This window comes from Streptomyces sp. NPDC096324 (genome assembly GCF_044763015.1).
Taxonomy (GTDB): Bacteria; Actinomycetota; Actinomycetes; order Streptomycetales; family Streptomycetaceae; genus Streptomyces.
On the sequence record NZ_JBIWFK010000011.1, the window covers coordinates 1 to 21,076 of the forward strand.

The window sequence follows — 21,076 nt, forward strand, 5'->3', positions numbered from 1 at the left end:
GGTTACATTCCGAACCCGGAAGCTAAGCCTCACAGCGCCGATGGTACTGCAGGGGGGACCCTGTGGGAGAGTAGGACGCCGCCGAACAAATTTTATAGAGCTGGTCCCCGAACTTCGGTTCGGGGACCAGCTCTTTTTTGTTTGGTGTCACTTGAAGTTCACGTTACGCGACCAATATCCCCACCATGAGTACTGCTGCCATGCTCACCGCCGCGGGCGTCGGAGCCGGTGACGAGGTCGTCGTCCCGGCCTTCGGGAACGCGGAGGTCGCCGAGGCCGTCACCCGGGCCGGCGCCACCGTCGTCTTCGCCGACATAGACCCCGTGACGTACTGCCTCGACCCCGACGCGGTCGAGGCGGTCATAACCCCGCAGACGGCGGCACTCGTCGTCGTGCACCGCTTCGGGCGGACCGCCGACCTGGCGCGGCTGCGGGAGCTGGGGCAGCGGCACGAGGTGCTGGTGCTCGAACAGGGCGAGTCCCAGGCGCCGTACGACGAGATCGCGCAGCGCAGGGAGCGCGCCGCCTACCTCGACAGCCGGCTGAGGGGCGTCCGTACGCCGCTCAGCGGCGACGGACACACCTACCAGCAGTACGTGGTGCGGGTGCCCGGCAACGGGCGTCCGGACCGTGACGCCTTCGCAGCGGCCGTACGGGCCAGGGGAATCGAGTGCCGGGTGCCGGTGAAGACTCCGGTGCACCGCCTGCCCGCGTTCCGCCGGGACGTACACCTTCCCGAGACCGAGCGGGCCGCCGACGAGACCCTCTCGCTTCCTGTGGACGGGACGTTGACGAAGCGGGAGATGCAGCGGATCGTCTCCGCATGCAACGCGCTCGGCGGACTGCTGCAACCGGCCTTCTGATCAGGGCCGGACTGGTTGGGAACACGGTCCAATTCAGGGTATGATCTCTCTTGTTGCCGCGAGGGAAACCTCGAAAGCGACAGGCCCCCCTAGCTCAGTCGGCAGAGCGTCTCCATGGTAAGGAGAAGGTCAACGGTTCGATTCCGTTGGGGGGCTCAAGAAAGAAAAGGCCTCCGCCCTTGTGGGCGGGGGCCTTTCGCGTTTCCCGTGTTCCGAGCCGAAGGCCGAAGGACGTCGGCTCCCGGGATCCAATTCCCGGGAGCGTCGGTCCTGCGGTTCTCAGTCCGTGTGGAGGCCGGGGACGCGCATCGCCAGGATCGCCATGTCGTCCGACGGGGCGTCGGAGGCGAAGCGTTCGACCGCGCGCATGATGCGTGCGGCGACCGCGCCGGCCGTCAGCCCCGTGCAGGTGGTGAGGACGTCCGCGAGGCCGTCGTCGCCGAGCATGCGGGTTCCCTCGCGCCGCTCCGTGACGCCGTCCGTGACGCACAGCAGGACATCGCCCGGATCGAGCGTGACCCTCTGCTCGTACAGCTCCAGGTCCTCCATGACACCGAGGAGCGGCTGCGGTTCGGCGGCCGGCTCGACCGTTCCGTCCTGGCGCAGGCGCAGCGGGAGCGGATGGCCGGCGCAGACGACCTTCAGGACGGCGCTGCCGTCCTCCTGGGGCCACAACTCGCCGTAGAGGAGCGTCAGGAAGCGACTGCGGGCGCCCTCGTCGAGGATCGCGGAGTTCAGCCGCTCCAGGACCGCGGGGCCGCCGTAGCCCTCGCGGGCCAGCAGGCGCAGTGCGTGCCGTGCGAGGCCCGTGACCGCCGCCGCCTCCGGGCCCGTACCGCAGACGTCGCCGATGGCGAAGCCGTACGCGCCGTCACGGATCGGGAAGAGGTCGTAGAAGTCGCCGCCGACCTCGTTGCCCTCGCCGGCCGCCCGGTAGATCACCTCGACCTCGACGCCGTCGATCTGGGGGAGTTCGGGAGGCAGGAGGCTGCGCTGGAGGGACTGGCTGATGGCCGTGCGCTCCGAGTACAGGCGTGCGTTGTCCAGCGCGAGAGCCGCTCGCCGAGACAGGTCCTCGGCCAACTCCAGGATCTCCTGGCGGAAATGCTCGTCCGACGGCTTGCCGAGGGTCAGCATGCCGATGACGCGGTTGCGGGCGACCAGGGGAAGGACGACGGTCTCGCCGCCGACCGCCGCGGCCGTCGCCAGGGTCGGGCCGATGCCGGAGCTCACCGACGTCTGCCCGCCGAGGCCCAGGCTGCGCATCGACGTCCGCAGGGCGGCGTCGTGGGCGGACGCCGCCGGAGCCGACCAGACACGGGCGCCCGGGGTGGGCACCGGGTCCGGCGGGGCGATCTTGCAGAGCAACGCCTTGAGGCCGTCGATGAGTTCCTCGTCCTCGTGCAGGACGTACGAGAGGTACGGCTCGGAGGCCTGGTCGGCGATCGTGTACACGGCGCACCAGGTGGCCAGGGTCGGGACCGTCATCTGGGCCATGAGGGCGAGCGTCTGGTCGCGGTCCAGGGTGCCGGCGAGCAGGTCCGAGGCCTCGACGAGGAAGGACAGCGAGCCGCGGCGCAGGCGTTCCAGCTCGCCGAGGCGGGCCGATTCCACCGCCAGGGCGATGCGGTCGGCGGCGAACTGGAGGCGTAGGGCCTCCTCGTTGGAGTAGCGTCCCGGCGATTCGGCGGCGACGCCGAGGGAGCCGGTGAGGCGGCCCTCGACCTTCAGCGGGACGGTGACGACCGAGCGCATGCCGGTGCCGCCGAGGAGCGGTACGGCGCCGGGGACGAGGGTCAGGTCCTCGTGGACGGCGGGCATCCGGGCCGAGCCGTAGCGGCCGGGGCCCGCCTCGACGGGGACGCGCGCGAAACGCTGGCGGGCGGAGGGCAGGCCCGTGGAGGCGCGTACCTCCAACTCCGTCTCGTCGTCGGTGGCGAGGAGCAGGAAGGCGGAGTCCCCGTCGAGCATGTCGCGGGCCCGTTCCACCGTGCGCTGGAGGAGACCGTCGAGGTCGTCCGGGGCCGGTGATCCGATGAAGACCTCGAACGGATCGGTGGCCTGGCCCTCTGTGTGGGCGCCCGCGTCGGAGGCGGGTCCGCGCAACGGGGTCTGGAGCACGGCGCGTTCGTGGTCGCGGACGAGGAGGCAGACGGTGGAGGGTTCGCCGGTCGTGTCGCGGACCCGAAGGTGCGAGGCGTACACCGGGGTGACGCGGCCGTCGGCGCAGCGGACGCCGTAACTGCCTTCCCAGCGCGAGAGTTGGAGGGCCTCGGCGATGCCGGTGCCGGTGCCGGGGGTGTGCGGCCAGGCCGCGAAGTCGGTGAGCGGTTTGCCGATGACCTGCTCGGCCGCGTAGCCGAAGAGTTCCTCGGCGTCCTCGTTCCAGGCGTTGACGGCGCCGGTGCGGTCGATCTGGACGACCGCCACGCGGACGCGGCCGTCGGCCAGGGGGAGGAGGTCGGCGGGGAGCGAGGGGCCGGCGGTCCGGGTGCCGATGGCGCGCTCGGGGAGGTCGAGCTGGAACCAGACCTGCTTGTGGGTGGGCGTGTAGTCGACGCCCCAGCGGCGGGCCAGGGCCGCGCAGAGCTGGAGGCCGCGGCCGCCCTCGCGGTCGGGGCTTCCCATGTTGATGGCCGCGGCCTGGAGTGGAATCTCACGTTCCGGGTAGCGGTCCGCCACCTCGATGCGCACGCCGTCGTCGCTGCGCAGACACAGAACGTCGGCGGAGGTGCCCGCGTGCACGACGGCATTGGTGACCAGCTCGCTGGTCAGAACGACGGCGTCGTCGACGATGTCGGCGAAGCCCCAGCCCTGGAGGGTGTCCCGGACGAACGAGCGGGCGGTCGCGACGGACCGTCCCACGGGTTCGAAACTGGCGGCCGCGCGCGCGGTGATCACAGAACTCCTTGTCCGGTCGTCGGCGGCGTGCGGGCTTCCGTGGCCGACCCGCTCCTGCGTGGGCAGAGCGTGGTGCCCTGTCGGCCGGGGATCCTGGGGTGTCTCCCCGGGATGCAGTCCGGTGGTCATGGTGCGGTGCCCCTCCGATGCCTGCCCGCTCGTACTCGTGCCACCGCCCAGGCCGGACGGGACCGGCACGGCTGGACAGCCAATGCAAGGTTACTTACCTTCGCGGGCCCTGCGGATGCCGGTCACGGGTGTTTCCGTCTTGAAGAGTGCGGTGTTCCGTTCGGACAGGTGCGTGTGATTGCCTCCGACCGGGGCCGGAGGATTGTCCCGCGGGTGTGCGGACGATGTGCGAAGCTGCCGAACTGTTATGGCCTGGTTCGGCCGGGGTGAAACACTGGGCAGGCTCCAGGAGAAGGTCCGGGCAGGTCGCATGCCTCCCGCGCACCACGAGAAGAAGTACCCGAGTACGCCGAGCAGTATTGGTCGACCCTTGCGGGAGGGACACAGTGGAGTCTGGCGCAGCGACGCGGGGCGGTAGGACGCGCGCGAAGGGCGGACAGTCCCTGAAGAGCGGGCGCACACCGCGCACCGGCACCACCGAGGTGGACACGGCGGCCCTGAACCGGCTGCTGGCGGCCCTGGTGTCGATGAGGGACGGCAACTTCCGCAAGCGGCTCACTGTTTCCGGCGACGGCGTGATGTCCGAGATCTCGGCGGTCTTCAACGAGGTCGCCGACCGGAACATGCACCTGACGGGTGAGCTGTCGCGGGTGCGGCGCGTGGTGGGCCGTGAGGGAAAGCTCACGGAGCGCCTGGAGGCGGGCGCGGGTGAAGGCGCCTGGGCGGCCGCCATCGACGCGTCGAACGCGCTGGTGGACGATCTCGTACGGCCCGTCTCCGAGGTCGGCCGGGTGCTGTCCGCTGTCGCGGAGGGCGATCTGTCGCCGCGCATGGACCTGCGCGCGCAGGCGGCGGACGGGAACGGGCATCCGCTGCGCGGTGAGTTCCTGAAGGTCGGCCGGACCGTCAACAATCTGGTGGACCAGCTCTCGACGTTCACCGACGAGGTCACCCGCGTGGCCAGCGAGGTGGGTACCGAGGGCAAGCTGGGCGGGCAGGCCCGGGTCCGCGGTATGTCCGGTTCGTGGAAGGACCTCACGGACTCGGTCAACACGATGGCGTACCGGCTCACCGCCCAGGTGCGTGACATCGCTCTCGTGACCACGGCGGTCGCCAAGGGCGACCTGTCGCGGAAGGTCACCGTTCACGTGGCCGGCGAGATGCTGGAGCTGAAGAACACCGTCAACACGATGGTGGACCAGCTGTCCTCCTTCTCCTCCGAGGTGACACGCGTCGCTCGCGAGGTGGGTACGGAGGGTGAGCTGGGCGGTCAGGCGCAGGTGCCCGGTGTGGCCGGCGTGTGGAAGGACCTCACCGATTCGGTGAACCTCATGGCCGGCAACCTGACGGCCCAGGTGCGCGGGATCGCGCAGGTGACGACGGCGGTCGCGAGCGGTGACCTGTCGCAGAAGGTGACCGTCTCCGCGCGCGGTGAGGTCGCTCAGCTCGCCGAGACGATCAACCAGATGACCGAGACGCTGCGGACGTTCGCCGACGAGGTCACCCGCGTCGCCAACGAGGTCGGTGGCGAGGGCCGGCTCGGCGGTCAGGCGAACGTGCCGGGGGCGGCGGGGACGTGGAAGGACCTCACGGACTCCGTCAACACGGTCTTCCGGAACCTCACGACCCAGGTGCGCGACATCGCCGCCGTGACGACCGCCGTGGCCAACGGCGATCTGTCGCAGAAGGTCAGTGTCCAGGTCGCCGGCGAGATGCTGGAGCTGAAGAACACCGTCAACACGATGGTCGACCAGCTCTCGTCGTTCGGTGTCGAGGTCACGCGCGTGGCGCGCGAGGTCGGCGTCGAGGGTGAGCTGGGCGGCCAGGCACAGGTTCCGGGAGTGGCCGGCACCTGGAAGGACCTGACGGACTCCGTCAACACGGCGTTCCAGAACCTGACCGGCCAGGTGCGCAACATCGCCCAGGTGACCACGGCGGTCGCCAACGGCGATCTGTCGCAGAAGGTCACCGTCGAGGTCGCCGGCGAGATGCTGGAGCTGAAGGTCACCGTGAACACCATGGTGGACCAGCTCTCGAGCTTCGCCGACCAGGTGACGCGGATGGCCCGTGACGTGGGTACGGAGGGCCGCCTCGGCGGCCAGGCCCGGGTGGACGGTGTGTCCGGCACCTGGAAGGAACTCACGGACTCCGTCAACTTCATGGCGGGGAACCTGACCTCGCAGGTGCGGCAGATCGCGCAGGTGACCACGGCGGTGGCCCGCGGTGACCTGTCGCAGAAGATCGACGTGGACGCGCGCGGCGAGATCCTGGAGCTGAAGAACACCATCAACACGATGGTCGACCAGCTCTCCGCGTTCGCCGACCAGGTGACGCGGGTGGCCCGTGACGTGGGTACGGAGGGCCGGCTCGGCGGTCAGGCGCAGGTGCCCGGCGTCGCCGGTGTGTGGCGCGACCTGACCGACTCGGTGAACGGCATGGCCGGCAACCTCACCGCCCAGGTGCGCAACATCGCGCAGGTCGCGACCGCGGTGGCCCGCGGTGACCTGTCGCAGAAGATCGACGTGGACGCGCGCGGCGAGATCCTGGAGCTGAAGAACACCCTCAACACGATGGTGGACCAGCTCTCGAACTTCGCGGAGCAGGTGACGCGGGTGGCCCGCGAGGTGGGCACGGAGGGCATCCTCGGCGGGCAGGCCGAGGTGCAGGGTGTCTCGGGCACCTGGAAGGACCTCACCCAGTCCGTGAACTTCATGGCCAACAACCTGACCATCCAGGTGCGCAACATCGCCGAGGTCACGACCGCGGTCGCCATGGGGGACCTGTCCAAGAAGATCACCGTCGACGCCCGGGGCGAGATCCTCGAACTGGTCACGACCGTCAACACGATGGTCGACCAGCTCTCGTCGTTCGCGGAGCAGGTGACCCGGGTGGCCCGCGAGGTGGGCACCGAGGGCCAGTTGGGCGGTCAGGCGCGGGTGCCCGGTGTCACGGGCATCTGGAAGGACCTGAGCGACAACGTCAACCTGATGGCCTACAACCTGACCATGCAGGTGCGGAACATCTCGCAGGTCGCGGCGGCCGTCGCCAACGGCGACCTGACCCGCACGGTGACGATCGAGGCGCGCGGTGAGGTCGCACAGCTCGCCGACACCTTCAACACCATGGTGAAGACGCTGAGTTCGTTCGCCGAGCAGGTCACCAAGGTGGCCCGCGAGGTGGGTACGGACGGCATCCTCGGCGGGCAGGCGCAGGTCCCGGGGGTCGCGGGGACGTGGAAGGACCTCACCGAGTCGGTGAACGGCATGGCGTCCAACCTGACCGGCCAGGTGCGCAACATCGCGATGGTCACCACGGCCATCGCCAAGGGCGATCTGACCAAGAAGATCGACATCGACGCGCGCGGCGAGATCCTGGAGCTCAAGACCACCATCAACACGATGGTCGACCAGCTCTCGTCGTTCGCCGAGGAGGTCACCCGAGTCGCCCGCGAGGTGGGCACCGAGGGGCAGTTGGGCGGCCAGGCGCGGGTCCGTGACGTCGACGGCACGTGGCGCGACCTCACCGAGTCGGTGAACGAGATGGCCGGGAACCTGACCCGGCAGGTGCGCGCCATCGCGCGCGTGGCGACCGCGGTGACCCGCGGTGACCTGAACCTGAAGATCGACGTGGACGCCTCCGGCGAGATCCAGGAACTCCAGGACTACATCAACAAGATGATCGCCAACCTGCGCGACACCACGATCGCCAACAAGGAGCAGGACTGGCTGAAGGGCAACCTCGCACGCATCTCCGCGCTGATGCAGGGCCGCCGCGATCTCGACGACGTGGCCTCGCTGATCATGAGCGAGCTGACGCCGGTCGTCTCGGCCCAGCACGGCGCGTTCTTCCTGTCGATGCCACTGGTCGACGGCGCGGACGCGGGCACCGAGGACGAGGAGGCGTACGAGCTGCGCATGCTCGGGTCGTACGGCTACTCGATGGGTTCCATGCCGACGTCGTTCCGCCCCGGTGAGGCGCTGATCGGGACGGCCGCGCAGGAGAAGCGCACGATCCTCGTGGAGAACGCGCCGAGCGGTTACCTGAAGATCTCCTCCGGGCTGGGGGAGGCGCCTCCGGCGCAGGTCATCGTCCTTCCGGTGCTCTTCGAGGGAACCGTGCTCGGCGTCATCGAGCTGGCGTCGTTCACGCCCTTCACGCAGATCCAGAGGGACTTCCTGAACCAGATCGCGGAGATGATCGCGACGAGCGTCAACACCATCTCGGTCAACACCAAGACGGAGGTGCTGCTGCGGCAGTCGCAGGAGCTGACCGAGCAACTGCGGGAACGCTCGGCGGAGTTGGAGAACCGGCAGAAGGCGCTCCAGGACTCGAACGCGGAACTGGAGGACAAGGCCGAGCTGCTGGCCCAGCAGAACCGCGACATCGAGGTCAAGAACACCGAGATCGAGGAGGCGCGGCAGGTCCTGGAGGAGCGCGCCGAACAACTCGCGGTCTCCATGCGCTACAAGAGCGAATTCCTGGCGAACATGTCGCACGAGCTGCGGACGCCGCTCAACTCGCTGCTGATCCTGGCCAAGCTGCTCGCCGACAACGCGGACACGAACCTCACGCCGAAGCAGGTCGAGTTCGCCGAGACGATCCACGGCGCGGGCTCCGACCTGCTCCAGCTCATCAACGACATCCTCGACCTGTCGAAGGTCGAGGCGGGCAAGATGGACGTGTCGCCGACCCGCATCGCGCTCGTCCAGCTCGTCGACTACGTGGAGGCGACCTTCCGTCCGCTGACGGCGGAGAAGGGGCTCGACTTCTCCGTACGCGTCTCGCCGGAGCTGCCCGCCACGCTGCACACCGACGAGCAGCGTCTTCTCCAGGTGCTGCGCAACCTCCTCTCGAACGCGGTGAAGTTCACCGATTCCGGGGCGGTCGAGCTGGTGATCAGGCCCGCCGGGGCCGACGTGCCGGTGGCCATCAGGGAGCAGCTCCTGGAGTCGGGGTCGCTGCGGGACGCGGACGCCGACCTCATCGCGTTCTCCGTGACCGACACCGGCATCGGGATCGCGGCGAGCAAGATGCGGGTGATCTTCGAGGCCTTCAAGCAGGCGGACGGCACGACGAGCCGCAAGTACGGCGGTACGGGCCTCGGGCTCTCCATCTCGCGGGAGATCGCGCGGCTGCTGGGCGGCGAGATCTACGCCCAGAGCGAGCCGGGACGCGGCTCCACGTTCACGCTGTACCTGCCGTTGCACCCGAGCGAACTGCCGCCCCAGGGCTACGGGCAGCTCGCTCCGGCGCTGGAGGCCGGGGAGCTGCTGGCCTCGGAGGGCGAACTGCACAGCATCGGGATGCCGGCCGAGGTGAAGTCGTACCAGGACGCCCAGAACGGGCCCGCCGCGCTGTTCAGGAGGCGCCGCAGGGCGCTGCCCACGGCCGAGCAGCGCGCGGACGTCTCCGGGCAGCAGGACGGTGCCGCGGGCGCCGCTCAGGAGCCCTGGGCGACCGTGGGCCAGCAGGACGCGGGACCGCAGCGGGGCAGGGGCATCCGGTTCGAGGGCGAGAAGGTGCTGATCGTCGACGACGACATCCGCAACGTCTTCGCGCTGACCAGCGTCCTCGAACAGCACGGACTCTCGGTGCTGTACGCGGAGAACGGCCGCGAGGGCATCGAGGTCCTGGAGCAGCACGACGATGTGACGGTCGTTCTGATGGACATCATGATGCCCGAGATGGACGGCTATGCCACGACCACGGCGATCCGGCGGATGCCGCAGTTCGCGGGTCTGCCGATCATCGCGCTGACGGCGAAGGCCATGAAGGGCGACCGGGAGAAGGCGATCGAGTCGGGTGCCTCCGACTACGTGACCAAGCCGGTCGACCCCGATCACCTGCTGTCGGTGATGGCGCAGTGGATGCGCGAGGGGTGACACACTCGAGGCGGCGACGCGGGTCGTCACGGTGTGTCCGGGCGTCGGCACACCGTGCGGCACGGGCTTTCGTGCCGTCCGGCGTCGGATGACTGACTGTGCCCGAAGCCGTGTAGAAGCACGGGATACGGGGAACCTTCTGGTCCCCTGCCGCGTTTCTGCTACGTGCACAGTGACATCACGGTGACAGGGTGTGGCGACGGGCGGGGTGCGGCTAGCATGACCGGCACAAGGACGGACGGCGCAAGGGAGTCGTCCCCAGGGGCGGCGCCCGGCGCCTCCTCTAGTCCTGCGGACAGGGGAGGCCCCATGCCGGGGCGAGGAGGGCGGGCCATGGTGCAGAAGGCCAAGATCCTCCTGGTCGATGACCGGCCGGAGAATCTGTTGGCGCTGGAGGCGATCCTCTCCGCGCTCGATCAGACACTGGTACGGGCATCGTCCGGGGAGGAAGCGCTCAAAGCGCTGCTCACGGACGACTTCGCGGTCATTCTGCTGGACGTTCAGATGCCCGGCATGGACGGATTCGAGACCGCCGCGCACATCAAGCGGCGGGAGCGGACCCGGGACATCCCGATCATCTTCCTCACCGCCATCAACCACGGCCCCCACCACACCTTCCGCGGGTACGCGGCCGGCGCCGTGGACTACATCTCCAAGCCCTTCGACCCGTGGGTGCTGCGCGCGAAGGTCTCGGTGTTCGTCGAGCTCTACATGAAGAACTGCCAACTCCGTGAGCAGGCGGCCCTGTTGCGGCTCCAGCTCGAGGGCGGCGGCAAGGCGGCGCTCGGCGAGGCCAAGGAGCCCGCCGGACTTCTCGCCGAACTCTCCGCGCGGCTCGCGGCCGTCGAGGAGCAGGCCGAGGCGCTGTCCAAGCAGCTCGACGACGACTCCGCGGACGCGGCCGCCGTGGCGACCGCGGCCCATCTCGAGCGCAAACTCACCGGACTGCGCAGGGCGCTGGACGCGCTGGAGCCGGGCACCGGCAGCGGGGCACCCTCGGTGCCGTCGCAGAGCTGAGGCCCGCGCTCGGGCGGGCCCGGACGGTGCGTCAGACCCTGAGGGGGCTCCCACCGCACCGTGAGGGAACGCCCGTCACGTCGTGAGCGAACGCCCGTCACGTCGTGAGGAAGCGTCAGTTCCGCTCTCCACAAGGGCGACACGATCGGGTGAAGCACTGGGCACACGTGTCCGCTGTCGTCTCCACCGGTAACCTCACACACATGGCCTCACGTCAGTCCGCAGCCAAGAAGCCGCCCGCGAAGAAGGCGGCCGCTCCGACGAAGGCTCCGGCGAAGCAGGCCCCGGCGAAAAAGGCCCCCGCGAAAAAGGCGGCCGCCGGCAAGGCGCCCGCCAAGAGGGCCCCCGCCAAGAAGCCCGCCCCCGCGCCGGCGCCCAACCCGACCGCGGGCGTGTACAGACTCGTACGCGCCCTGTGGCTGGGCCTCGCCCATGCCGTCGGAGCCACCTTCCGCGGGATAGGGCGCGGCGCCAAGGGGCTCGACCCGGCGCACCGCAAGGATGGACTCGCGCTCCTGCTCATCGGCCTCATGCTGATCGTCGCGGCGGGCACGTGGTCCAATCTGCGCGGTCCGGTCGGCGACCTCGTCGAGATGCTGGTGACCGGCGCCTTCGGCCGCCTCGACCTGCTCGTCCCGATACTTCTCGCCCTGATCGCGGCGCGGCTCATCCGCCACCCCGAGCAGCCCGAGGCGAACGGCCGGATCGTGATCGGTCTGTCGGCGCTCGTGATCGGCGTGCTCGGGCAGGTGCACATCGCGTGCGGTTCGCCGGCGCGCAGCGACGGGATGCAGGCGATAAGGGACGCCGGCGGGCTGATCGGCTGGGGGTCGGCCACCCCGCTGACGTACACGATGGGTGACGTCCTGGCCGTACCGCTCCTGGTGCTGCTCACGATCTTCGGGCTGCTCGTCGTCACGGCGACCCCGGTCAACGCGATTCCGCAGCGGCTGCGGCTGCTCGGCCAGAAGCTCGGCATCGTCCAGGCCGACTTCGACGAGGACGCGTTCCGCGAGGACGAGGAGCGCTACGACGAGCAGTGGCGCGAGGGGATCACGGGGCGCCCCGGTGGGCGCTCGCGCGCCCCCGAGTCGTACGACCCCGACAGCGCCGAGAGTGAGGCGCTCACCCGCCGCCGGAGCCGCCCCCGGCGGCCCGGCGCGCAGCAGCCCGACATGAACCGGCCGATGGACGCGGTGGACGTCGCCGCGGCGGCCGCAGCGGCGCTGGACGGTGCCGTGCTGCACGGGATGCCGCCCTCGCCCCTGGTCGCCGATCTGACGCAGGGCGTCAGCGTCGAACGTGACGGGTACGAGGAGACGACGCCGGTACCGGCCGCCCGTGCCAAGGCCGTCCCGGGCGCCAAGCGGCCCAAGCAGGAGGCACTGCCGGTCCAGTCGGTCGTGCCCGACCTCACCAAGGCCGCGCCCGACGCGCCGCGCGAGCTGCCCCCGCGCGCGGAGCAGCTCCAGCTCTCCGGGGACATCACCTACGCGCTGCCCTCGCTCGACCTGCTGGAGCGCGGCGGCCCCGGCAAGACCCGCAGCGCCGCCAACGACGCGGTCGTCGCCTCCCTGCAGAACGTCTTCCGGGAGTTCAAGGTCGACGCCGCCGTCACCGGCTTCACCCGCGGACCGACGGTCACCCGCTACGAGGTCGAGCTCGGCCCCGCCGTGAAGGTCGAGCGGATCACGGCCCTCACCAAGAACATCGCGTACGCCGTCGCCAGCCCCGATGTGCGGATCATCAGCCCGATCCCCGGCAAGTCCGCGGTCGGCATCGAGATCCCCAACACCGACCGCGAGATGGTCAACCTCGGTGACGTGCTGCGTCTGGCGGACGCGGCGGAGGACGACCATCCGATGCTGGTCGCGCTCGGCAAGGACGTCGAGGGCGGCTACGTGATGGCCAACCTGGCGAAGATGCCGCACGTCCTCGTCGCCGGAGCCACCGGTTCCGGCAAGTCGTCCTGCATCAACTGCCTGATCACCTCGGTCATGGTCCGGGCGACCCCCGAGGACGTGCGGATGGTCCTCGTGGACCCCAAGCGCGTCGAGCTGACCGCGTACGAGGGCATCCCGCACCTGATCACGCCGATCATCACCAACCCGAAGCGGGCCGCCGAGGCGTTGCAGTGGGTCGTACGCGAGATGGACCTGCGCTACGACGACCTCGCGGCGTTCGGGTTCCGGCACATCGACGACTTCAACGAGGCCATCAGGAACGGCAAGGTCAAGCTGCCCGAGGGCAGTGAGCGCGAGCTGACCCCGTACCCGTACCTCCTGGTGATCGTGGACGAGCTCGCCGACCTGATGATGGTCGCGCCGCGCGACGTCGAGGACTCGATCGTGCGCATCACACAGCTCGCGCGCGCGGCCGGCATCCATCTGGTGCTCGCCACCCAGCGGCCGTCCGTGGACGTCGTCACGGGTCTGATCAAGGCGAACGTGCCCTCCCGGCTGGCCTTCGCCACCTCGTCCCTCGCGGACTCGCGGGTCATCCTCGACCAGCCCGGTGCCGAGAAGCTCATCGGCAAGGGCGACGGACTCTTCCTGCCGATGGGGGCCAACAAGCCCACGCGTATGCAGGGCGCCTTCGTCACCGAGGACGAAGTCGCGGCGATCGTGCAGCACTGCAAGGATCAGATGGCGCCCGTCTTCCGGGACGACGTCACCGTGGGCACCAAGCAGAAGAAGGAGATCGACGAGGACATCGGCGACGACCTCGATCTGCTGTGCGCGGCCGCCGAGCTGGTCGTCTCCACGCAGTTCGGGTCCACCTCGATGCTCCAGCGCAAGCTGCGCGTCGGCTTCGCCAAGGCCGGCCGGCTCATGGACCTCATGGAGTCGCGCGGGATCGTGGGGCCCAGCGAGGGTTCCAAGGCCCGTGACGTCCTCGTGAAGGCCGACGAGATTGACGGGGTGTTGGCCGTGATGCGCGGGGAAGCAGAAGCGTAGGCGGTGCCGTTCGGACCGGACCACCGCTTGGAACCCCCGGCAGGGGGGACGGGACAGCCGGCAACGGCGCGGTGGGCGCGTGGCGGTCGCTCAGGGAGCGGCGGTGGTGTCGGGCGGATGGCGGAACGTCATGTTCCGCACTCGGCCGATATGTGAATGTGACTCACCCGTAAGGAGTCGGTGGGCAACCGTTTCGCCTTGTCGCACGTCAAGTTGAGCGAGGGGACGCCACCATGTCCCTATATCAGGATGACCGGCCATTCTGATGGCGTACAAAGTCCCACCGCCCGGTTGCCCCACCCTTTCGTACCCCCCCTAGACTGTACTTCCAGCACAGGTGGCTACACGCTCGAAAGGCGCCCCCGTGTCCATCGTCAACTCACCTGACGGCAACTCCCCCGAAGACGAGCGTCCGTTCGAAGACGACCCCGCGGCCGACCGGCTCTCGATCGGACGTGCCCTTCAGAAGGCACGCATCGAGGCCCATCTGACCGTCGACGACGTCAGCAACGCCACCCGCGTCCGTATCACGATCATCCACGCCATCGAACAGAACGACTTCGCTCCCTGTGGTGGCGACGTCTACGCGCGCGGGCACATCCGCACCCTGGCCCGCGCCGTCCGGCTCGATCCGGCTCCGCTGCTCGCGCAGTACGACGCCGAGCACGGCGGACGTCCCGCGCCGACGCCCGCCGCCCCGCTGTTCGAGGCGGAACGTATCCGCCCCGAGCGCCGCGGGCCGAACTGGACGGCCGCCATGGTCGCCGCGATCGTCGCGGTGATCGGCTTCGTCGGGTTCACCATGGTCAAGGGCGGCGGCGCCGACGACGACTCGAAGACCCAGGTCGCCGAGGGGTCCACGCCGACCACCAAGAAGTCCGCCGCCCCGTCGGCGACCGCCACCAAGCCCGCCGACCCGAAGCCCGAGCCGTCCGACAGCGCCATCGCGGCCGCTCCGCAGGACAAGGTGACCGTTCAGGTCAGCGCCGCGGACGGACGGAGCTGGATCTCCGCCAAGGACCACAACGGGCGGATGCTCTTCGACGGGCTGCTGAAGCAGGGCGAGTCGAAGACCTTCCAGGACAGTTCCAAGATCAACCTCATCCTCGGCGACGCCGGAGCCATCCAGCTCTTCGTCAACGGCAAGAAGATCGAGGATCAGTTCCAGCCGGGCGCCGTGGAGCGTCTGACGTACACGAAGGGCGACCCGCAGGTCGGATAGGGGTCCCCAGCAGCACACCGTTAACGGGGTTGGCCAAGATCGGCCAACCCCGTCGACGTGGGGTGTCGGCCAGACAAAGTAGTCTTGAGCCCATGCCTGAACGCCGTACCGTCGCACTCGTCACCCTTGGCTGCGCCCGTAACGAGGTGGACTCGGAGGAGCTCGCAGGCCGCTTGGAGGCGGACGGCTGGCAACTCGTGGAGGACGCCGAGCAAGCGGACGTCGCCGTCGTCAACACCTGTGGGTTCGTCGAAGCCGCCAAGAAGGACTCCGTCGACGCCCTCCTCGAAGCCAATGATCTCAAGGGCCACGGCAGAACCCAGGCCGTGGTCGCGGTCGGCTGCATGGCCGAGCGGTACGGCAAGGATCTCGCCGAGGCCCTTCCCGAGGCCGACGGCGTGCTCGGCTTCGACGACTACGCCGACATCTCCGACCGCCTCCAGACCATCCTCAATGGCGGCATCCACGCCTCCCACACCCCGCGCGACCGGCGCAAGCTGCTGCCGATCAGCCCGGCCGAGCGGCAGAGCGCCGGCGAGGAAGTGGCCCTTCCCGGCCACGGCGCCCCCTCCGACCTCCCCGAAGGCGTCGCCCCGGTCTCCGGCCCCCGCGCGCCCCTGCGCCGCCGGCTGGACGGATCCCCGGTCGCCTCGGTGAAGCTGGCCTCCGGCTGCGACCGCCGCTGCACGTTCTGCGCCATCCCCTCCTTCCGCGGTTCGTTCATCTCGCGCCGTCCCAGCGACGTCCTGAACGAGGCCCGCTGGCTCGCCGAGCAGGGCGTCAAGGAAGTGATGCTCGTCTCGGAGAACAACACCTCGTACGGCAAGGACCTGGGTGACATCCGTCTCCTGGAGACGATGCTCCCCGAGCTGGCCGAGATCGACGGCATCGAGCGGGTGCGGGTCAGCTACCTCCAGCCCGCCGAGATGCGGCCCGGACTCATCGACGTACTGACCTCGACGCCGAACGTCGCCCCGTACTTCGATCTGTCCTTCCAGCACTCCGCGCCCGACGTGCTGCGCGCGATGCGCCGCTTCGGCGACACCGACCGCTTCCTGGAGCTGCTCGACACCATCCGCGCCAAGGCCCCGCAGGCCGGCGTGCGCTCCAACTTCATCGTGGGCTTCCCCGGCGAGACCGAGGCCGACCTCGCGGAGCTGGAGCGCTTCCTCACCGGAGCCCGCCTCGACGCGATCGGCGTCTTCGGCTACTCCGACGAGGAGGGCACCGAAGCGGCGACGTACGAAAACAAGCTGGACGAGGACGTCGTCGCCGAGCGCCTCGCGCGGGTGTCCCGGCTCGCCGAGGAACTGGTCGCCCAGCGCGCGGAGGAACGCGTGGGCGAGACCGTGCAGGTGCTGGTCGAGGGCATCGACGACGAGGACGGCGCGTACGGCCGCGCCGCGCACCAGGCGCCGGAGACGGACGGCCAGGTCCTGTTCACGAGCGGCGAGGGTCTGATCGTCGGCCGTATCGTCGAGGCCAAGGTGGTCGGCACGGAAGGTGTCGACCTGGTGGCCGAGCCGCTTCTCCTCGGCTCGCTCGCGTGTACTGAGGAGGCGGCCAGATGACCGGAGCCCCGGCATCCGCGGCAGGCGGCTCCCCGGGCGCGAAAGGCGCGACGGGCGCTCCCGGCGCATCCGGTGCTCCGGGAGCATCCAGTGGCTCGGGCGTATCCGGTGCCCCGGGCGCGTCGAGCGCTCCCGTCACCTCCGATGCCTCGGGTGCGTCCGACGCCCCGGGAGGCCCGAAGACGCCTCGTGGCGGGAAGCTGGGCGCCGCGGCCGTCAACCAGGCCAGCCTCTGGAACATCGCCAACATCCTGACCATGATCCGGCTGGTCCTCGTGCCGGGTTTCGTGGCGCTGATGCTGGCCGACGGCGGCTACGACCCCGCCATGCGGGCCTGGGCCTGGGCCGCTTTCGCCGTCGCCATGATCACCGACATCTTCGACGGTCATCTGGCGCGCACGTACGACCTCGTCACGGACTTCGGGAAGATCGCCGACCCGATCGCCGACAAGGCGATCATGGGCGCGGCGCTGGTCTGCCTGTCCGCCCTCGACGACCTGCCCTGGTGGGTCACCTTCGTGATCCTGGGGCGTGAACTCGGCGTCACCCTGCTGCGCTTCGTCGTGATCCGGTACGGCGTCATCCCGGCGAGCCGGGGCGGCAAGCTGAAGACACTGGCCCAGGGCACCGCGGTCGGCATGTACATCCTGCCGCTGACCGGGGCGCTGGCCAGTCTGAGGTTCTGGGTGATGGGCGTCGCGATCGTGCTGACCGTGGTCACCGGGCTCGACTACGTGCGCCAGGCCGTCGTGCTGCGGCGCGCCGGGATCGCCGAGCGGCGGGCGGCCGCGGCGGAGGCCGAGCGGTGAGTCCCACGGCCGCCGAAGTGGTGCGACTACTCACAGTGAGGGGCGAGACGCTCGCCGTCGCCGAGTCGCTCACCGGTGGTCTGGTGGCCGCGGAGATCACCGCGGTGCCGGGTGCCTCGAAGGCGTTCCGCGGCTCCGTGACCGCGTACGCCACCGAACTGAAGCACGAGCTGCTGGGTGTCGACGTCACTCTTCTGGCCGAGCGCGGCGCGGTGGACGCGCAGGTCGCGGCACAGATGGCGGCCGGGGTGCGTACGGCACTCGGAGCCGACTGGGGGATCGCGACCACGGGCGTCGCCGGTCCCGATCCGCAGGACGGACAGCCGGTCGGTACGGTCTACGTGGCCGTCGACGGGCCCTTCGAAGGCCCTTCCGGCACCGTTCGCGGTGGGAAAGTGGTGCCGCTGCGGTTGAACGGCGACCGGGCGGAAATCCGTATGGAGAGTGTACGCAGCGTACTCGCGGCGCTTCTTCAGGAGCTCGCGGGCGAACAGACCGGGAATGAGCGGGCACAGGATACGGAACAGAACGGGGGGTTTTGATGTTTGCAGCCCTGAGTGAACACGACATCGCTCCCCGCACGGCCGCGGCGCAAGGCGGTACGGTGGGGCGTGAAGGATGCGGCTACGCGGTCCGAGGAGGGAGCCACCGATGATTCTGCTCCGTCGCCTGCTGGGTGACGTGCTGCGTCGGCAGCGCCAGCGCCAGGGCCGTACTCTGCGCGAAGTCTCCTCGTCCGCCCGAGTCTCACTCGGCTATCTCTCCGAGGTGGAGCGGGGGCAGAAGGAGGCATCCTCCGAGCTGCTCTCCGCGATCTGCGACGCGCTGGACGTACGGATGTCCGAGCTCATGCGGGAAGTGAGCGACGAGCTCGCCCTCGCCGAGCTGGCACAGTCGGCTGCGGCCACCGAACCGGTGCCCGCACCGGTGCGTCGCCCGATGCTCAATTCCGTATCGGTGACCGGTGTGCCACCGGAACGGGTCACGATCAAGGCGCCTGCCGAAGCGGTCGACGTCGTCGCCGCCTGAGGCTCACCAGCTCGCGTTTCCGAGCTGCGAGACGTACCACCGAAGCCCCGGCCGGGGCTTCCCCGGGGAGACCCGGAGAAACCGGGCCGGGGCTTTCGCGTGCCCCGAGGTCCCTCATGGGCCCGTTTGCCGGTATCCGGCGCGGCCTCCATGGTGGAGAGACCGGCGAAGCCGATGCCGGCCGTCGTGAGCGTGCGGCCGTCGGACCGGCACCGGAGCCGTCGTCGATCGGAGGATGCGGATGTACGTCGTGAAGAGCTCCCTGTCGGACGCGGACCTGAAGACCGTTTCCGAGGCACTCCAGGGCGCCCTGGTCGACCTGGTGGATCTCTCCCTGGTGGCCAAGCAGGTCCACTGGACCGTGGTGGGGCCCCGCTTCCGGTCCGTCCACCTCCAGCTCGACGAGGTCGTGGACATCGCGCGGCTGCATTCGGACACCGTGGCGGAGCGCGCCTCGACCCTGGGCGTCCCGCCGGACGGGCGGGCCGCGACCGTGGCGTCGAGCAGTGGTGTCGGACACACCCCCGACGGCTGGATCAAGGACACCGACGCCGTACGGACGCTCGTGGAGGCGCTCGGCGCGGTGATCGCGCGGATGCGGGAACGGATGGCCGTCACCGCGGACCCGGATCCGGTGAGCCAGGACATCCTCATCGCCATCACGGCCGACCTGGAGAAGCATCACTGGATGTTCCAGGCGGAGAACGGGTGAGCGGTACCTGTTTCGCCCCCGGCGGGTGTGTCCCGCCGGTGTGCCCTGCTCGCGCGTGAGATCGGCGGCCCGGTGCCGCGCCGGAGGTGGTGCCATGGCGGGGCGGACGGTGCGCCGGGGGGCTTGTCTGGTGCTCGGTGCGCTGTGGTGGTTCAGCGTGCTCCGGCTCGTGCTGGCACCCGGTGCCGGAGTACTCGAAGGAGCGATAGCCGCCGGCGGGTGGGGGCTCAGCCTGCTGCCGGTGCACTGCGTACCGAAGTCCGGTGCCGCCGGTGCCGTCGGCTCGGACCGGTGGCGGGAGCACTGGAGGCGTCTCCGCCGCCGGCGCGCAGGCGGGCGGGCTACCAGGGCATCGCGACCCCGCCGTTGGGACGGAGGATCTGGCCGGTGGTGAAGGCCGAGGCGTCCGAGGCCAGATACAGCACGGCGTGGGCGATGTCCTCGGGTGCCCCGACGCGGCCCAGCGGCGACAGACGTGCCATGAACGCCTCGGTGTGCGCCTGGCGCTCTCCGTGGCGGTCGGTCATGGGGGTGCGGATCCAGCCGGGCGCCACGGCGTTGACGCGGATGCCGTGCGGACCGACCTCGGTCGCCAGCGTCTTCGTGAGCTGTACGACGGCCGCCTTGGCCGCGCTGTAGCAGAGCAGGCCCGGACCGCCGGAGTCGATCGCGCCCGACGCCATGGTGACGACGCTGCCGCGGACCCCGTTCGCGATCATGGAGCGCGCCGCCTCCTGACAGGCGTACAGGACCCCCTTGAAGTTGACGTTCAGGACCCGGTCCAGATCCTCGTCCAGGGTCTCCAGGACCGGGCTGCTGTGCATGATCCCGGCGATCGCCGCCATGACGTCGACACGGCCGCACGAGGCCACGGCCTGCCGGAGCCCGGCCCAGTCGGTGACGTCGAGCGGGTGGCCGAGCGCCGTGCCGCCCTGGCCCTCGATCAGCTTCGCCGTCTCGCGCAGGCCCGGCTCGTCGAGGTCCGCGCAGTGCACGGTGGCGCCCGCCTCCGCGAGCAGGACCGCCGTCGCGCGGCCGATGCCTCCGGCCGCGCCGGTGACGAAAGCGGTGCGTCCGGTGAGGTCGTACGCGGGAAGGCCCATGAAGGGACGGTACGAAGGAATCTGACGGGTCGTCAATTGGTCGTGCGCACATTGCCGTGCGGACGGGCCGGCGGCGGGGTGGGGCCCGTCTGGCAGCGGGGGCACCAGTACGTGGGGCGCTCGCGGGATCCGTCACCCTGGTTCCCCGACCGGACCGGCGTCCCGCAGCGCAGACACGGGCGCGGGGTGCGCCCGTACACGAACAGGTTCTGTTCGCGGCGCCCGGTCGTGACACGGATCGGACGGTCGCGGTTGAACTCCAGCAGCCTCTTGGCCAGGACCGGCAGCTGGGCGGCGCGGTCGGCGGGCAGCGCGCCGACGGGGAGCCAGGGCGTGACGCCGAGGAGGAAACACAGCTCGCTCTTGTACACGTTCCCGATGCCGGCGAGGTTGCGCTGGTCCAGGAGGGCTTCGCCGAGGGCGCGGTCGGGGTCGCGAAGGAGGTTCTCCAGGGCTCTGTCCGGGTCCCAGCCGGGACCCAGGAGATCGGGCCCGAGGTGACCGACCGCCCGGCTCTCGTCGGCGGTGCGGAGCAGCTCCAGCACGGGCAGGCGGTAGCCGACCGCCGTGCGGTCCGACGTGCCGAGGATGGCCCGGATCTGATGGGCCGGACCTCCGCTCCAGCGCCGGCCGGGCTCGTACACCTTCCACGAACCGTCCATCCGCAGATGCGAGTGCAGCGTCAGACCGCCCTCGATCCGGGTGAGGAGGTGCTTGCCGCGCGGGGTGACGTCCAGGACGGCGCGACCGGTGAGGTCGGCCGTGGCGTACCGGGGCACCCGCAGGTCGGAACGGGTCAGGACCTTGCCCGCGAGGGCGACATGCAGGCGCCTCGCGGCCTGCCAGACGGTGTCTCCTTCGGGCATGACTCCAGGGTGGCA

At 70.0% G+C, this 21,076-nt stretch carries 13 protein-coding genes, 1 tRNA gene and 1 rRNA gene; 12 read left to right on the plus strand and 3 right to left on the minus strand.

The features are described 5' to 3' along the window. The 3 genes from rrf to ACIQ7M_RS28580 form a co-directional block, all read left to right on the plus strand. Positions 1–87: ribosomal RNA gene (rrf, locus tag ACIQ7M_RS28570) — 5S ribosomal RNA — on the plus strand; the annotation flags it as partial. 113 nt (positions 88–200) lie between these two features. Then, positions 201–863 (plus strand): DegT/DnrJ/EryC1/StrS family aminotransferase, encoded by a 663-nt coding sequence (locus ACIQ7M_RS28575; protein ID WP_386982153.1) that lies wholly within the window; start codon positions 201–203, stop codon positions 861–863. 83 nt (positions 864–946) lie between these two features. Beyond that, positions 947–1,019 (plus strand) — tRNA-Thr (locus ACIQ7M_RS28580). 123 nt (positions 1,020–1,142) lie between these two features. Here the strand turns inward: ACIQ7M_RS28580 and ACIQ7M_RS28585 are convergent. After that, positions 1,143–3,893, minus strand: coding sequence for a SpoIIE family protein phosphatase (locus ACIQ7M_RS28585; protein ID WP_403649770.1), 2,751 nt, complete (start codon positions 3,891–3,893; stop codon positions 1,143–1,145). Positions 3,894–4,279: 386 nt separating this feature from the next. On the opposite strand from ACIQ7M_RS28585, the gene ACIQ7M_RS28590 reads away from it, so the two are divergent. The 9 genes from ACIQ7M_RS28590 to ACIQ7M_RS28630 all read left to right on the plus strand — a co-directional run bounded on the left by ACIQ7M_RS28590 (position 4,280) and on the right by ACIQ7M_RS28630 (position 19,092). Next, positions 4,280–9,775, plus strand: a complete 5,496-nt coding sequence (locus ACIQ7M_RS28590; RefSeq protein WP_403649773.1) for a HAMP domain-containing protein — start codon at positions 4,280–4,282, stop codon at positions 9,773–9,775. 333 nt (positions 9,776–10,108) lie between these two features. Further along, a complete protein-coding gene (locus ACIQ7M_RS28595) occupies positions 10,109–10,792 on the plus strand; it encodes a two-component system response regulator (protein ID WP_037620357.1) in 684 nt (227 codons plus the stop codon). A gap of 203 nt (positions 10,793–10,995) precedes the next feature. Beyond that, positions 10,996–13,749 carry a DNA translocase FtsK gene (locus tag ACIQ7M_RS28600; RefSeq protein WP_403649777.1) on the plus strand — a complete coding sequence of 918 codons (2,754 nt, stop codon included), beginning with the start codon at positions 10,996–10,998 and terminating at the stop codon, positions 13,747–13,749. Positions 13,750–14,113: 364 nt separating this feature from the next. Beyond that, positions 14,114–14,971, plus strand: coding sequence for a RodZ domain-containing protein (locus tag ACIQ7M_RS28605; protein ID WP_355769959.1), 858 nt, complete (start codon positions 14,114–14,116; stop codon positions 14,969–14,971). Positions 14,972–15,063: 92 nt separating this feature from the next. Continuing rightward, on the plus strand, positions 15,064–16,542 hold the full coding sequence (gene rimO / locus ACIQ7M_RS28610; protein WP_355769962.1) for a 30S ribosomal protein S12 methylthiotransferase RimO: 1,479 nt from the start codon (positions 15,064–15,066) through the stop codon (positions 16,540–16,542). Continuing rightward, positions 16,539–17,351: a CDP-diacylglycerol--glycerol-3-phosphate 3-phosphatidyltransferase gene (gene pgsA, locus ACIQ7M_RS28615; RefSeq protein ID WP_355769965.1), complete on the plus strand. Its 813-nt coding sequence runs from the start codon at positions 16,539–16,541 to the stop codon at positions 17,349–17,351. Before rimO ends, pgsA begins: the two co-directional genes overlap by 4 nt. Beyond that, positions 17,348–17,893 (plus strand): CinA family protein, encoded by a 546-nt coding sequence (locus ACIQ7M_RS28620; protein WP_355769967.1) that lies wholly within the window; start codon positions 17,348–17,350, stop codon positions 17,891–17,893. Before pgsA ends, ACIQ7M_RS28620 begins: the two co-directional genes overlap by 4 nt. A 109-nt stretch (positions 17,894–18,002) precedes the next feature. Beyond that, on the plus strand, positions 18,003–18,380 hold the full coding sequence (locus ACIQ7M_RS28625; protein WP_037620346.1) for a helix-turn-helix domain-containing protein: 378 nt from the start codon (positions 18,003–18,005) through the stop codon (positions 18,378–18,380). Between the two features lie 241 nt (positions 18,381–18,621). Then, positions 18,622–19,092 (plus strand): Dps family protein, encoded by a 471-nt coding sequence (locus ACIQ7M_RS28630; RefSeq protein WP_403649783.1) that lies wholly within the window; start codon positions 18,622–18,624, stop codon positions 19,090–19,092. 341 nt (positions 19,093–19,433) lie between these two features. On the opposite strand, the gene ACIQ7M_RS28635 is transcribed toward ACIQ7M_RS28630, so the two are convergent. Together ACIQ7M_RS28635 and ACIQ7M_RS28640 are read right to left on the minus strand one after the other, a co-directional pair. Beyond that, positions 19,434–20,195, minus strand: a complete 762-nt coding sequence (locus ACIQ7M_RS28635; protein ID WP_403649786.1) for an SDR family NAD(P)-dependent oxidoreductase — start codon at positions 20,193–20,195, stop codon at positions 19,434–19,436. Between the two features lie 32 nt (positions 20,196–20,227). Beyond that, the gene (locus ACIQ7M_RS28640; RefSeq protein ID WP_386982084.1) at positions 20,228–21,061 is read right to left on the minus strand and encodes an Fpg/Nei family DNA glycosylase; all 834 of its coding nucleotides are present in this window, start codon (positions 21,059–21,061) and stop codon (positions 20,228–20,230) included. Positions 21,062–21,076 lie beyond the last annotated feature (15 nt).